Annotated in this window: 11 protein-coding genes and 3 tRNA genes; 11 read left to right on the top strand and 3 right to left on the bottom strand. The window is 42.2% G+C overall.

Features of this window, described 5'->3' with window-relative positions:
• Position 1 precedes the first annotated feature (1 nt).
• Both ACR3I3_RS00640 and ACR3I3_RS00635 read left to right on the top strand, forming a co-directional pair.
• Entirely contained in the window at positions 2-3,733 is a 3,732-nt protein-coding gene (locus tag ACR3I3_RS00640; protein WP_440952661.1) for a hypothetical protein, read from the top strand.
• Positions 3,734-3,736: 3 nt separating this feature from the next.
• Complete coding sequence (locus ACR3I3_RS00635; RefSeq protein WP_440952660.1) at positions 3,737-4,528, top strand: hypothetical protein; 792 nt, start codon at positions 3,737-3,739, stop codon at positions 4,526-4,528.
• Between the two features lie 56 nt (positions 4,529-4,584).
• On the opposite strand, the gene ACR3I3_RS00630 is transcribed toward ACR3I3_RS00635, so the two are convergent.
• The 3 genes from ACR3I3_RS00630 to ACR3I3_RS00620 all read right to left on the bottom strand — a co-directional run bounded on the left by ACR3I3_RS00630 (position 4,585) and on the right by ACR3I3_RS00620 (position 6,520).
• The gene (locus tag ACR3I3_RS00630) at positions 4,585-4,776 is read right to left on the bottom strand and encodes a hypothetical protein (protein WP_440952659.1); all 192 of its coding nucleotides are present in this window, start codon (positions 4,774-4,776) and stop codon (positions 4,585-4,587) included.
• A gap of 335 nt (positions 4,777-5,111) precedes the next feature.
• Positions 5,112-5,186: transfer RNA gene (locus tag ACR3I3_RS00625), tRNA-Glu, on the bottom strand.
• A gap of 86 nt (positions 5,187-5,272) precedes the next feature.
• Positions 5,273-6,520 (bottom strand): proteasome-activating nucleotidase, encoded by a 1,248-nt coding sequence (locus ACR3I3_RS00620; RefSeq protein ID WP_440952658.1) that lies wholly within the window; start codon positions 6,518-6,520, stop codon positions 5,273-5,275.
• A 621-nt stretch (positions 6,521-7,141) separates the two neighbouring features.
• On the opposite strand from ACR3I3_RS00620, the gene ACR3I3_RS00615 reads away from it, so the two are divergent.
• From ACR3I3_RS00615 to ACR3I3_RS00575, 9 genes are all read left to right on the top strand, one after another.
• The gene (locus ACR3I3_RS00615; RefSeq protein WP_440952657.1) at positions 7,142-8,008 is read left to right on the top strand and encodes a hypothetical protein; all 867 of its coding nucleotides are present in this window, start codon (positions 7,142-7,144) and stop codon (positions 8,006-8,008) included.
• Positions 8,009-8,037: 29 nt separating this feature from the next.
• Positions 8,038-8,283, top strand: a complete 246-nt coding sequence (locus ACR3I3_RS00610; protein WP_440952656.1) for a TIGR00304 family membrane protein — start codon at positions 8,038-8,040, stop codon at positions 8,281-8,283.
• A complete protein-coding gene (locus tag ACR3I3_RS00605; RefSeq protein ID WP_440952655.1) occupies positions 8,280-8,615 on the top strand; it encodes a TIGR00304 family membrane protein in 336 nt (111 codons plus the stop codon). Before ACR3I3_RS00610 ends, ACR3I3_RS00605 begins: the two co-directional genes overlap by 4 nt.
• Before the next feature lie 106 nt (positions 8,616-8,721).
• The gene (gene uvrB / locus ACR3I3_RS00600) at positions 8,722-10,704 is read left to right on the top strand and encodes an excinuclease ABC subunit UvrB (protein WP_440952654.1); all 1,983 of its coding nucleotides are present in this window, start codon (positions 8,722-8,724) and stop codon (positions 10,702-10,704) included.
• A 114-nt stretch (positions 10,705-10,818) separates the two neighbouring features.
• Positions 10,819-10,890, top strand: a tRNA-Gly gene (locus ACR3I3_RS00595).
• 148 nt (positions 10,891-11,038) lie between these two features.
• Complete coding sequence (gene uvsE / locus ACR3I3_RS00590) at positions 11,039-11,926, top strand: UV DNA damage repair endonuclease UvsE (RefSeq protein ID WP_440952653.1); 888 nt, start codon at positions 11,039-11,041, stop codon at positions 11,924-11,926.
• Positions 11,927-11,995: 69 nt separating this feature from the next.
• Positions 11,996-12,580, top strand: a complete 585-nt coding sequence (locus tag ACR3I3_RS00585; RefSeq protein WP_440952652.1) for an SOUL family heme-binding protein — start codon at positions 11,996-11,998, stop codon at positions 12,578-12,580.
• A complete protein-coding gene (locus tag ACR3I3_RS00580; protein WP_440952651.1) occupies positions 12,580-14,010 on the top strand; it encodes a cryptochrome/photolyase family protein in 1,431 nt (476 codons plus the stop codon). Before ACR3I3_RS00585 ends, ACR3I3_RS00580 begins: the two co-directional genes overlap by 1 nt.
• A gap of 79 nt (positions 14,011-14,089) precedes the next feature.
• Positions 14,090-14,177: transfer RNA gene (locus tag ACR3I3_RS00575), tRNA-Leu, on the top strand.
• Positions 14,178-14,464: the final 287 nt, after the last annotated feature.

Below are 14,464 nucleotides of genomic sequence, written 5' to 3'. Positions count from 1 at the left end.
GTTGGTCAAAATGCCTCATGAATTGGATAAAGCTTTTGAACTTCGTACCAAAAAATTTACAGTTGATCGTACATGGGCCAGAAAGAAGTATAATTCTCTTTCTAAAGACGCAAAAAAATGCCTTGATGATCAAATAAACAATAAATTTTGGTTGGAGAATAAACTTCCAGTAGGTTTCAAGATAGAGAAAGGTAATCCTGACTATAGAAGATTGAAGGATTCTTGGCTTCAGATTCGAGACCGGTTGATCAAGATTGGTGAAATGGAGAATAGAAACTGGGATGAGTGGGCAAGGACTGTAATTGACACTAGAAGAAGAGTAGCTAAAGGATCAGAGAGTATTTTTTCAAAGGAGGAGACTGCAAGAAAAACGATGCTTCCTTCTTATAGATACAGTTCAAAAGATCTGGCAGGCATCTTTGGTCGAAGTGGATATATTGACGGTAAAAAGTTTAAAAATATTATTGAAAAAAGACTTGACACACCTGGCAGTACATTTAAGAAGATGGATTTTGCATCTAATATTGTTGCTAAGTTATCGGATGATATTCTTGACGGATTATTAAAGGACCCATATGGATTTGAAGGTTGTGTGAGGCTTGCCCTGGTCCTTATAACAAATTCAAATGAAAAGCTTCAAAATGAAGCTTTCCGAATTCTACAAAAAGTTCCTTCTGTTTTCCAAAGTAACCTTAATAAGGAAGGAATACTGCGTAAGAGGCTTACAGGCAAGCAATTTTTTGATATCGTTCAAAATGATTTTGCTGCCTCTAAACCTGATGCTGCCCTGAATTTTGCTAAAGAACTGGTTAAAAGTGAACACTACCTTGCAAATGCAAAAAGCGATATAGATGGATTAAAAGCTGTAATTCAGATATATGGAGTTCTTAAGACTTATTCTTATGATGGAACGAAAAAAATCGAGGCTGAATATCTGGCAAAAAAAATATCAGAGGCCCTTGTACCTCACTCCACAAAAATAAAATATTCAGCCTACGGGATCTTTGAAAGGTATGGTTATGGAAAAGAACTGTACAGTTATGTCCAGAATGAATTACATCCTCAATGGAAACATGGAAAAGACTCGGCTCTTCCTGGAATGCCATGGGCCGACTATTTAAATAATGTAGAAAATAAGGAATTTGCCCTCACATTTCTTAGTTCTACTTCTAATAAAGATCTACTTCTAATGGGGAAAAATCCGGAAGGAAGAAAAGCACTATCGATGTTGTATCATGCTTTGACCTACAGTTCTAAAAGTGGAGCATCAGAACACGCAAATCGCATTATGGCTACCTTTCTAAACTATCGGGATACAAAACAATTTGTAGGTAAAATTGTCAATAAAGAAAAAATTCCTCTTGTACCTACAAGTGATGCAATGTTTGATGGAATCTCTCCTTTTGCATACCTGAAAAAAGATGGTAGTATCCTTCTAAATATTGGCTATCTTCGTTCTGAGACTGAAAAATATAAAAAAGAAATCTCTACATTACCTGCTTCCGCAAGAACTGTAGATGGTGCAATATTTGATCCTGATCAATTAATTGGCATCGTTGATTATGATCAGGGTGGTATTGTCATGTATCGTCCTGCAATATATTTGCTCCAAATAAATAAAAAATCGGTAGACGCTGTGTCAGAAAAATTAAGGAAGTCTGTTGAGATAGGTGTTTCGATTGGCACATTAGGTGTTGGTTATGCTCCGACTATTCTTGAAAAAGCTGTTGAAATAGCTTCAATAGCCTTTAATGCGATCGATATTGCTGTAAAGCAATATCAGGGATGGATAATCAGTAATTACAAGGAGAAAGGTAAAGAATTCATCAATTTAGTGAATGCAGTAAGGTTTTGTGCAGAAATTTCTATGATGGGACAAATCGTGGTTTCACCGTTATTAAAAAAAATGACCAGCTCTTGGGGTGAACTAAAAAATATCAATCCGACATTAACTACATCTAAAGAGTTCAAAGCAATTAATTCAGATGTAGATAAATTATGCGAAAGCTTGAGCAAAATCGATGATGTACCAGATGCAGATATCCGTATCATTGCAAGAAGAGATGTATCACAGGAAAGAACTCCTCTTCAACGTACTAATAGAGGATTGGATGAAGGATCTGGAGTTTCTGGAAGGGGGGATGTTCCATATACAGAACCAACTGTTCCTCATTTCACTGATAAGAACCTGTCACTTGCCATGAAGATGAGTCTTATAAAGGATAATGAAGTAACAACACTTTTTGTTCATGAAGTAGGAGCTAACGAGCTTCACAAAGATTTTATGTTTAAGACTCCAGAAACAGGAAAATCAATTCCCTATGACCACGATAGTGATAAAAATTTTAAATTCTTGTGTGAATTAGCAGAAGCAGCAAAAAATGATGTTGAACCCCAGATAAGGACAAAGAGAATTATAAACGTAGCGAATAAACATAGTGAAAAACATATAAATGGGCATCATGCTACTTATACGGATACTAAAAACTGTACTGAAAAAGCGTATGATCAATGGTCAAATGTTACCAGGCTGCCAATGATACGAGATAGGTGGCTCGCACAAGGGGATATTGCTAAGACTGATACGGTAGCTGAATTCATACGAAAATATGATGAAAAAGGATTTTTTCCCGGAAAAGATGGATATAAAACCCCTGATGCAAGGATAAAAACGGAGCAAAAGTGGAAAGAAGCTAAACAATATTCTTTAGATTATATCCGCCAGAAATTTAATATCGATCCCACCACTACAACAATGGGAGAATATGAACAGATATTGGAGATATGGGCAGAAAAAGTAGGCAGGCCGGAAATCGATAATATACGTCGGGAATTCGGTCTATTGGGAGATACGACATCAACCTCTCCCGCAAGAGAGCTCCCTTCTTCTCCTGATGGATATGTTCCTCCGAAGACAAGACTTGTTAACGATACTCAGCCCGATCTTGGTGATACTTTACTAGGGGCAGAGGATAATTTAAGATATAAGGACAGTTCAAAGGAAAAGGGGTACGCTACTACTGAACCGGCTTCTGGTTCAAAGTTGCAGGCTGAACTACATTATTCACGTATAAATATCCGAACACTTGGCGATGAATGCACTGGCATTGTGCGGCAGTTAGGCATGACTGAGCAGGATCTAAACGATTATTTATTTATTCATGAGAAGGCTTCAAGACTTGATGGGGGCTGGGAAGAGGGAGCTTTGCAGAAAGTTATTCAGGGAGAGATACGAAAGACGTTCGAAACATTAGGCCCCCAACTTGGAAAAGAAATGATCTCATTTGGGCACAATCCTCACAGTCTATCAAATGCAATAGACCAGATGATAGATTCAGGCTATGACAGTAAAGGTATTCTAGAGGAATTTAAAGTCGAGAAAAAATTAGCTGAATCTTTGCAAGCTAAGTTAGGTGGTTCCCGTCAGAATGCAAAGATTGAGATCATGGCTTCTGATGGTGATGTTACAAGAGCAATTGAAAGGTATAAATGGAAACAGTTAGTAGATTCCTGGAATAGCGAACACTCTTCATCAATGCGTCAGATGTCTACTTCGGAAAAACAGCTGATGCAGAACGAGGCAGAGAAATTTGCTAAAAATGAAGAAAAAATAGCGAAGAGCGAAGTTAAGAATGAAGTCGCAGATGAAAGCAAAAAGAAAAATAGGGAACAGGATGAATTGAAGGAATCAAAGGAATCTATAAATGGATTTAAGGATAGGGGCGGGGGATGAAAAATGTCAACAGATAAAACTACTGATCTTAATAGTTCTTTGTCAGACCAAAAAAGAAAATCAAAACAATTCTGGGATAAAATACGTGAAGAAATAGATGAACGAAGGGAACAGAGCCAAGAGAAATACAAAAATTGGATTAACAAAAGTTTTCTGGGTACAAATGAAGAAAAAGAAGTAGGCGGATCTAAGTTATCAGCATATGTTGATGAGTTTTTTCAACGTAGTCAAGATCGTCATGATCAAAATCTAAAACTAGGTGGTGGCGGAAGACCAAATGCCGCTGGTGAAATACCATTATATAGTAAAATAGACACTAACCAGGGGTTTGATGAAAGTGGTTCTGAGATAAAACCAGAGCCTAATGACGGTTCTAAAATATATTCATATCAGGATCCTAATGTAGATGCACTAGTAGAAGACTTTAACTTGGATTCCGATCCGGAAAGTGGTTTTGATAGTGAACTGGATCTGTTTTCTGACGTAGAAAGTGGTTTTGATAGTGAACTGGATCTGTTTTCTGACGTGGAAAGTGGTTTTGATAGTGAACTGGATCTGTTTTCTGACGTGGAAAGTGGTTTTGATAGTGAACTGGATCTGTTTTCTGAAGTAGAAAGTGGTTTTGATAGTGAACTGGATCTGTTTTCTGAAGTAGAAAGTGGTTTTGATAGCGAACTGGATCTGTTTTCTGACGTAGAAAGTGGTTTTGATAGTGAAGTTGATCTGGGTTCAGATGTAGAAGATGGTTCTGGTAACGAGTCAAACATTTTTTCTGACCAGGTACCCATGGAATAAAATATAGAGATTTTTATTGCTCAAAATTGTTTTGTGGTTTGGGCCATGTGGCCCTTTCAAAGTAGAATAGTCCCAATTATTGCTCCAATAACTCCTAATACTAGGTATAGTAATAAAGTTTTAAGGGTACCCATACCTTCAAATGCCCCGTATCCTCCGCCTAAATATGTAAATTTTGATTTTGAAGCTGCTATTACCCAAGCGACGATAAGTCCTGCAATTGCACCAATTATTGTCCCAACTGACATATCGAGTCCTCCTATGGTATTTTTAAAGCCAGTTTCCCCCAAAAAATCATATAATTTATACTTAATATACAGTCAGTCTTTATACAAAATATATATTTCGTTTTGACTTTTTAGTTGACATCAATTCAATATATCTTTCAATAGTAAAATTATTCCTTGATTGGTTTGTCAGCCGAACTAAGTACTAATTTTATTTTAAACTTAGAATTGGAGCTTTATGTAAAATACAATGGATATTGTAAAAGTAAGGAGTAAAAAGCAGTAATATCTTAAAATATTATATACTATCAGACAAAAACAAAGTGTATTTGTTAGGAGTATGAAAAAAGTTAGAGTGCTCCGATGGGGATTCGAACCCCAGTCACAGGAGTGAGAGTCCTGTATGATTGGCCGTGCTACACTATCGGAGCACACGGTTTTAGCGCCTTTCAGCACCCCCTAAAAGCAACTAATGGTATTTATAATTATCGTTGGAATATGCACCTGGAAGTTCGCATTATGCGAACATTCCTGTTGGTACACTAACTTCTTCGTCAGACACTACCTTTTCGAAAGCATCAAGCAGGTCTTTCATGGTGATCTTGTCGCCTCTTCTTCTCAGGACGAACATGCCAGCTTCCTTAACTATTACGTTCAGGTCCGCACCACTCAGTCCTTCGGTCATGCTTGCAATCTTCCCGAGGTCGAGATCTTCTTCGAGTTTCATTTTCCTTGTGTGGATCTTCAGGATCTCTTCTCTTGCTTTCTCATCAGGAAGTGGTACTTCGATTATACGGTCGAACCTTCCCGGGCGCAGGAGTGCCGGGTCAAGCAGGTCGATCCTGTTGGTGGCCGCAATTACCTTGACATTGCCACTGGGGTCGAAGCCGTCCATCTCTGCAAGCAGTTGTAACATTGTCCTGTTAACTTCTGCGGATCCTGTGGTGCCGTCGTGAGTACGCATTCCTCCTACTGCATCGATCTCATCAATAAATAATATTGATGGTGATTTGTCTCTTGCAAGCTGGAATACGTCCTTGACAAGTCTTGCACCCTCTCCAATGAACTTCTGCACAAGGTCCGATCCGGACATGCGGATGAATGTAGCATTTGCCCTTGATGCAACTGCCTTTGCGATCAGTGTCTTTCCTGTTCCTGGATTTCCGTACATGAGGACCCCGCTTGGAGGTTCGATACCAATGTTCTCGAACAGTTCCGGTTCGGTCAGTGGCAGTTCGACAGATTCGATAACTTCCTTGAGCACATCGTCAAGGCCACCGATCATATCATAGTCGATGCCTGGTGAATTGATAAGTTCCATGACCTGGGCACGGACGTCAGCTGCCTTGCTGATGGTGGAGATGATCGAAAATGCTGCGTTTATGCTCACGCGCATGCCTGGCTCGATCCTGCCTTCCATTCCCGGCGGCATTCTTGTCATTACTTCCTGGTTGTTGCCATGCTGCCTCAGAAGCACCATGTCATCTTCCACTTCCATAACAGTTGCAATGAAAAGTGGTGGTGTGGTGAGGTGGTCCAATTGCTCTTTTAATTTCTCTATCTCTGAAAGATACTTGTTAGCCATCATGTTGGCTTCAAGAAGCTTTGCTTTCATAGTTTCGTTCTGGACCTTCAGGACCTCGTTCTCGTTGAGTATTGCCTGGATATCCAGATCTTCAACTTCCTCTGTCTTGCGGGGGACATTGTCGGAATTAATATCCGGTACATTATTTCCCGTTGATGATCCTGCACTTACGTCGGTCATGTTCGTCCTTATAAACATCATCTGATATAAACTCAACTGAATGGGGCAAATTATTTTCGTGCGCCATTTACTTTGGCTCATGTTGACAAGCGATCTGGTAATATTCTCCTTGTAATTTGTCTTTTATTCTGGATTTTAAGTTATTTTTAATTATTTATTCCATTATAACTTTCCTATATTGTTTTTTATTTTTAATCACTGGTTAAAAACACTCTATTTCTTCTTTTATTGGATGATTACATGCAAAAGCATTTGAAAACAAACCCCTTTACTTCCACTGGAGATCACAATATGTCTGGGTGATGTTCTTAATTATTCCTGTTTTTAGGCTGGATATCTTGATATAATTAAAAGTGTTATTATGCTTTAAAATCAAAAAATAAGTGTTTTAATGTCTTTAATTTTGTATCATACAGATAATGACATCTATTTAATAAAAACATTTATATATCATTAAAGGCAATGGATGTATTGCAGTTTAAAGCAATTGTGTGATACAAGAGCATATCAATTGCATGAGGCTGTATTCACATAAAAGCTGAGCCATTATCTGAGGGGATGAATGGTTTGTGAATCCACCGATCTGAGGGGATGGATGGATCCGCTGCAGAGGCGCAGAAGATGAAGATTCGGCTCGAAATAATCGACGACGAAGGAAAAGAGAGCACCAGTATCGAGTTCACTGGTGCGAATGTGAAAGAACGGGTAATCAAATTCATTGATACTTTGGAAGAGGTGCAACCTCGTTCGATCCGATCTTCATCCTCCGCTCTGCGATCTGAACATGATGTTCAGCAACATTTTTCACAACAAACTTCTGCTACGACAACTGAAGGTTTTGTTTCACAACCTCAATCGGTTGTGTCGCCACAGTATCCGCTACAATATTGTCCTGTTCCTGTGATGCCATTTCAACAGCAGGCACAGCCAATTTATCAACCAGTGCAGGTTCCTGTACAGCAGGTCCAACAGTATCCGCAATACTATATGCCTGTGAATCCGCAAACAGTGAATCCGACTGTGAATCCTGTGGTGAACCAGCCAGATTTCTATCAACAACCTGCACAACCACAACAGTCGACGGTACCTTCTGGCACGTTCTCTACGTCAGGACCTTCTCTGGCTGCTGTGACACAACAACATGTTCCACAGTTTAACAACAACAATTCCGTTCCTGTGGTACCACTTCGCGACAGGGTAAATGATTCAAAACTTACTATCAGTGAAAGGCTGGAGCTTTTCCTGAAGTATGAGCATCCTCGTGAATGGTCCACTTCACAGCAGATCCAGGAAAATTATGAGCGTGTCTATGGTGAGATCAAGCTAAGCACAGTTTCTACTTATCTCTCCCGTATGTATCGCAAGAATCTTCTGGAACGTCGCGGAAACCGTACTCAGAGGGAATATCTCTACATTGCTGATGTGGATGAAGCCGGTCAGGCAGTTCCACAGAGTTTTGCACCTGTCTGGCAGACGCAGAGGGTCTGATTTTTATCTGTCTGTGAGGATTGTTCCCTATGAGATCGGGAAACAATGATCTTCAACTTGGTTCTCTGTTAATCTTCATCGGTTTTTTCCTTGTTTTTGCAGGCATTATTGCAAATTCTGTGACCTCATCTGGGTCAGGCAGCTTCGGTGGTCTTGTAATGATCGGTCCTATTCCTATAGCATTTGGTTCATCTCCGGGGATAACCAATACTATGATGTGGGTAGGTCTTGTTATTGCACTGCTTTATGTCCTGTCCTGGAGGCGAAGACAATGATCGGCACGATTCTGTTGGCATCAGGCATGATCCTGATTGTAGTGGGATTCTTTTTCACAATGGCAGGATCCCGGAAGCTTTCAGATGTATCTGCTGAAGAGTGGTATCAACATCAGCAATACAGTAACATTCCGGATCATGATGATTTTTTTCTTAATGATCGTCCTGATAATGTTTCAACAGGCCACAGCAACCGCTCAACTGTGAAAGGCGGTGGTGTTATTATGATCGGTCCGATCCCTATAATATTTGGAAGCGACAGGAATAGTTCAGAGATCGCTATTATTCTGGCCATTATTCTCATGTTGCTATGGTTCGTGCTTTTTCGCTGATGTTGTGGATGTGTGATCCTGTGTTCACGTCCTGTGATGTTGTGAAATAAGTTCTTAGCGTCGCACACATACGTTTATAGATGTTCACAGACATATTCACAATTTGATGGGCAGTTTTAAGCTTGTATCTGAATATGAACCTAGGGGTGACCAGCCGGAAGCTATCCGGAAGCTGGTTGAGGGGCTTGACAGAGGATTAAAACATCAGGTCCTGTTGGGTGTTACTGGCTCCGGCAAGACGTTCACCGTAGCTAATGTCATACAGAAGGTCCAGAAGCCTACTCTTGTCATTGCCCACAACAAAACACTTGCAGCCCAGTTATTCTCGGAGTTTCGGGAGTTCTTCCCTGAAAATGCCGTGGAGTACTTTGTCAGTTATTATGATTACTACCAGCCTGAGGCCTATATCCCTACGACGGATACGTATATTGAGAAGGATTCCCATGTTAACGAGGAGATCGACAGGCTCAGGCTTTCAGCCACAAAGTCCCTGATAGAACGCAGGGACGTTATTGTTGTTTCCAGTGTGTCGAGCATCTACAACATCGGTTCTCCGGATGAGTGGAGAAGGATGTCTGTTGTGCTGAAGCCGGGTGAGCAGATCGAGAGGAGCGAGTTGTTCGCACGTCTGATCGACATCCAGTACGAGCGCAATGAACTGGAATATGCAAAAGGTACTTTCCGTTCCAAGGGGGATACTGTGGAAGTGTTCCCTGCCCAGGAGAACCACGGTATCCGCATCGAGTTGTTTGGGGATGAGATCGACAGGATCTCTTCTTTTGATCCACTTACAGGTAAGACTCTTGGGGTCGTGAAAGAGGACAACAGCATTGTCATATATCCTGCAAAACATTTCATCATGCCACAGGACGAGATGGTGAAAGCACTTGGTTCCATTGAGAAAGAGCTTGAGGAGCAGGTTTCAAAGCTTGAGTCGGAGAACAGGATCCTTGAGGCACAGAGATTGTTGCAGCGTACGAACTTCGACATGGAGATGATACGGGAACTTGGATACTGTAGTGGTATTGAGAACTATTCCCGTCATTTCGATGGTAGGGATCCTGGTGATCCTCCGTCCTCTTTGCTTGACTTCTTCCCTGATGATTACCTGCTGGTTATCGATGAGTCCCATGTGACCATCCCGCAGATACGGGGTATGCACAACGGGGATCGCGCCAGGAAGGAATCTCTTGTGAACTATGGCTTCAGATTGCCTTCCGCTTTTGACAACCGTCCTTTGAAGTATGATGAGTTCCACCAGCGGATAAATCAGGCGATATATGTGTCTGCCACTCCTGCGGAATATGAGCTGGGTATCAGCAGTGCGGTGGTGGAACAGATCATCAGACCGACCGGGCTTGTGGATCCCGAGGTATTCGTGCGTCCTGTGGAGGGGCAGATAGACGACCTTATCGGTGAGATCAACAAGGTGGCAGAGCGTGGCTGGCGCACGCTTGTGACAACACTGACCAAGCGCATGGCAGAGGATCTGACGGACTATCTGCTTGAGATGGGCATCCGTGTTCGCTACATGCATTCGGATATTGATACTCTCATGCGGGCGGAGATCATTCGTGACCTGAGGAAGGGCGAGTTCGATGTGCTTGTTGGTATCAACCTGCTGAGGGAAGGTCTTGACATCCCGGAGGTTGCTTTTGTCGCTATCCTTGATGCAGACAAGGAAGGTTTCCTGCGTTCTGAGCGATCTCTTATACAGACGATAGGGAGAGCTTCCAGGAATTCTGAAGGTTACGTTATTCTGTATGCCGACAATATTACCGGCTCCATGGAGGCTGCACTGAAGGAGTCCAACAGGAGGCGTGAGATGCAGCTTGCATATAATAGTGAGCACAACATCACTCCGCAAACGATCAGGAAGGCCTTGCAGAAGGAGCTTGTTGAAGCAGAATATGAGGACGTGGGGTCTGCGGTCCTTGAGGTTGCGGAGGATATGTCCGATATGGAGATCGAGGATCTTATCATTGATCTTGAGGCAGAGATGCATTCTGCGGCAGCGAACCTGGAATTTGAGAGGGCAGCGGCTCTCAGGGACCAGATAAAAGAGCTTCGAAGCACATATTCTTTATAAGTGCCTGTGGTCGATGTGTTCTTCTGTATGAGGTTGGCTGCAATACTCCACTCCCTGCAGTCAATTTTAAGCGAAAGGGTTATATTCTAAAAATGCAAGTTAGGGGTTGCAAGTGCGCTGATGGTCTAGTGGCTATGACTGGGGCCTTCCAAGCCCTAAACCCGGGTTCAAATCCCGGTCGGCGCATCTTTCTTCTATTTTGAAATGATTAATTCTTTAGTTGAACTTCTTGTTTATGTCCTGGCGGCCCCTGTCTTTCCTTTCATCTGTCAAAAGAATTAAATCAGTCTGGAATGCAATTTATCTATAGCACTCTATTGGGATCTGATCGTTTATGAAACTGGGGTACCCCTGCATTAACAGGAACATTGGTTGTTCTGCTAACAGAAAGTTCCGGCTTACATCTTATTCTGAAGAGAAGCTGGTCGAAACGGTAACCAATAATCTTGATTGCATGCAAAGGATATTGGAATATAATCTATCTAATGACCTTTTATTCTTCAGGATAAGTTCAGACACTGTTCCATTTGCATCACATCCTATATGTGAGTTCGACTGGGCGTCCTGCTTCAGGTCTGAATTACGGTGTATAGGTCGGTTTATTATTGAGAATGGTATGAGGATCTCCATGCACCCTGACCAGTTCATCCTTCTTAATTCTCCTGATGAGGACATTACAAAGAGAAGTATTGCAGAACTTGATTACCACTGCAAACTTCTGGATGCAATGGGCCTGGACAGCACTGCTAAGATCCAGATCCATGCAGGTGGTATCTATAAGAACAGAAAATTGGCAGCTGAGAGGTTTGTTGAAAGATATGAGGATCTTGATGAAGTTTTGAGGAAACGGCTTGTTATTGAGAACGATGATCGGTTGTACAGCCTGAAAGACTGTCTTGAGATAAGTGATGCCTGCAATATGCCTGTTATTTTCGATAGTTTCCATCATGAGTGCCTCAATAACGGGGAAAGTTTTTCCACTGCTATAGGTTCTGCTGCTTCTACATGGGGTATGAAGGACGGTGTTCCAATGGTCGATTACAGCAGCCAGCAGCCGGGTGAAAGGAAAGGGAAGCATGCTACTTCAATAGATACTGCGCTTTTCCGGGATTTTCTTGAAGATGCAAGGGGATTCGAGCTTGATATTATGCTGGAGATCCGGGACAAGGAAAAAAGTGCATTAAAGGCCATTGATATTCTGAATGGGCTTGGACTTGCATGATCGGGGAGTCTAGAGTCTCTCTCCCTCTCATTCTAAAGATTTATTAACCTCGCATTCCCATATATTATCATGGAACTTAAGGGGGCAGTAATTGTGATAGTGGCAACATTGTTGTTCCTCGTTGCAATCTGGTTCCTGGTGGGTGTCAGGATTTCTATGAGTACGGAACAGGTCCATTATACAGTGATCGAAGAGCTTGGTGATGGTGTTGAGATCAGGCAGTATGAAGAAAATACTTTCATATCTGCAGACGCAGGCGGCTCAAACTCCGGTTTCAGGATACTATCCGGCTATATATTTGGAAAGAACGAACAAAATACAAAGATAGCGATGACAGCACCTGTGATCTCCAGGCAGGAGGGGGACGTGATGCACATGTCCTTCGTGTTACCGGAAGGTTATACTTCTGAAAATGCGCCTGCTCCGCTGGAAGAAGGTGTGCTGATACATGATGTGGCTCCAAGAAAGGTTTTGGCGATCAAATTCTCCGGTTATGTCACAGATTCCAAAATAGGATCTCAAAGGGCAATACTTGAGAGTAAGATCTCTGAGAATGGTCTGATGACAAAAGGCGAGATGTTCCTTATGCGCTACAATCCTCCCTGGGTGCCTCCTATGCTAATGAGAAACGAACTTGCAGTGGAGATCGAGTGATGTCCCGTTTCCAGCGTTCTCTTTTCGTTTTCAGGAGGGATATGCGGGTCGAAGACAACACTGCCCTTCTCGCAGCTCTTGGGATGTCCGAAGAGGTGATCCCATGTTTCATATTCGACCCGCGTCTTAGTGATCCTGCGAAGAAGAACTTCAACCGTAATGCATTTCAGTTCCTTCTGGAGTCACTTGAAGATCTCAGGGGGCAACTGGATGCTGTGGCTGGCAGGTTGTATCTCTTTTCCGGTCTCCCTGAAGATGTGATGGGCAACCTTCTGGAGAAGGTAGGTATTGATGCTATCTTCATGAACCATGATTACACTCCTTTCAGCCTCAAAAGGGATGAGGCGATCGCAAGTCTGTGCAATAAAAGGAATGTTGATCTGCTTCAGTTCCACGACTGTCTTCTCACTGAGCCCGGAACTGTGCGCACAAAACAGGGTACTCCTTACAAGGTATTTTCACAGTTCTTCCGGGCGGCTTCAAAAAAGGATATTCCGACTCCTTCAATGTTAAGTGGTTTAAGTGAAGGTATTACTGATCGTTTTTGCACCGCTGATCTCGGAGCAGGTGAGGTCGATGATGTATCGGGTATTGATCATCTGAAAGCTTCACTTCCTGAGAGTAACGACCAGCTGTTCACAAATGGCGGGAGGGCCAACGCTCAGTCCGTTCTGAGCTTTCTTTCTGAGTTCTCGGAATACGATCATGAACGGGACTTTCCTTCTATAAGGGGAACTACCGGTCTTTCTGCACACAACAAGCTGGGTACGATCTCCATAAGGGAATTTTATTATTCTGTTCTCCATGAGCTTGGAAGGGATCACACACTTATCCGCGAATTATTCTGGCGGGATTTCTTTACACAACTTGCTTTCGAATTTCCTGAGGTCTTCAGCCATGCATTCAAGAGGAAGTTCGATGATCTTGAGTGGGGCAATGACCGGAAGTTATTCGGGTCATGGTGTTCAGGAAACACCGGGTTTCCAATCGTTGATGCCGGTATGAGGGAACTTAATACAACTGGATATATGCACAACCGTGTAAGGATGATCGTGTCTTCCTTTCTGGTTAAGGACCTGCACATAGACTGGAGGTGGGGGGAGCGCTATTTTGCAGGCAAACTGGTTGATTATGATCCCTGCGTGAACAATGGCAACTGGCAATGGGCTGCTTCAACAGGGGCAGATTCCCAGCCATATTTCAGGATATTCAACCCCTGGCATCAGCAGAAGAAGTTCGACAGGGACTGTGAATATATCAAAAGATGGGTTCCTGAGCTCCGTGGCATCGAACCTTCTGTGATACATAAACTCGAAAAGGTTAATGGTCCTGATATTCGGGATTATGCAAAGCCTTTGGTCGATCATAGCAGGGAAAGGGAAATTGCATTGTCCATGTTCAGGTCAGCAGGTAATATCACAGATGTCTGATTGTTTCCTGAATTGCACTATAATGTCTGAAGTGCATAATATTAAATACAAAAAATGAGTTTACAGATTGTTTTTGTTTGCGGGGGTTGCCCAGCCAGGCCAAAGGCGCAGGGCTTAGGACCCTGTCTCGTAGGAGTTCGTGCGTTCGAATCGCACCTCCCGCACCATTTTTTAATGCTCTGTATTTTATTCTGCAAAGATCCTTCTTCATTCAGATCATTAAAAAAGTTCAATATATTAAGGAAAAGATAAGCCCCCACTCATCTGGTATTCTTCCCAACCGTGTCATACCTTAACACACCATATTGTGTGTTTCAGTATATAATTATATCTAAACAATAAAAGTGTTTGGGTTAAGTTTGCTTTATTTTGATATTTATCCAGTTATTCTATTATTCTTTTTAAGGCTCTTATTCCCTATTTTTTAATATCTCTCAATGGTTAACCTCCATTG

Source organism: Methanococcoides mangrovi (assembly GCF_052057775.1).
Classification (GTDB): Archaea; Halobacteriota; Methanosarcinia; order Methanosarcinales; family Methanosarcinaceae; genus Methanococcoides.
Note: the sequence above shows the minus strand (reverse complement) of the source record. Positions and strands in the feature narration are given on the sequence as shown.

Excerpts from the sequence above, each read along its gene's own strand:
- ACR3I3_RS00635 (WP_440952660.1), top strand. The coding sequence starts at position 3,737 with ATGTCAACAGATAAAACTACTGATCTTAATAGTTCTTTGTCAGACCAA.
- ACR3I3_RS00630 (WP_440952659.1), bottom strand. The coding sequence starts at position 4,776 with ATGTCAGTTGGGACAATAATTGGTGCAATTGCAGGACTTATCGTCGCT.
- ACR3I3_RS00620 (WP_440952658.1), bottom strand. The coding sequence starts at position 6,520 with ATGACCGACGTAAGTGCAGGATCATCAACGGGAAATAATGTACCGGAT.
- ACR3I3_RS00615 (WP_440952657.1), top strand. The coding sequence starts at position 7,142 with ATGAAGATTCGGCTCGAAATAATCGACGACGAAGGAAAAGAGAGCACC.
- ACR3I3_RS00610 (WP_440952656.1), top strand. The coding sequence starts at position 8,038 with ATGAGATCGGGAAACAATGATCTTCAACTTGGTTCTCTGTTAATCTTC.
- ACR3I3_RS00605 (WP_440952655.1), top strand. The coding sequence starts at position 8,280 with ATGATCGGCACGATTCTGTTGGCATCAGGCATGATCCTGATTGTAGTG.
- uvrB (WP_440952654.1), top strand. The coding sequence starts at position 8,722 with ATGGGCAGTTTTAAGCTTGTATCTGAATATGAACCTAGGGGTGACCAG.
- uvsE (WP_440952653.1), top strand. The coding sequence starts at position 11,039 with ATGAAACTGGGGTACCCCTGCATTAACAGGAACATTGGTTGTTCTGCT.
- ACR3I3_RS00585 (WP_440952652.1), top strand. The coding sequence starts at position 11,996 with ATGGAACTTAAGGGGGCAGTAATTGTGATAGTGGCAACATTGTTGTTC.
- ACR3I3_RS00580 (WP_440952651.1), top strand. The coding sequence starts at position 12,580 with ATGTCCCGTTTCCAGCGTTCTCTTTTCGTTTTCAGGAGGGATATGCGG.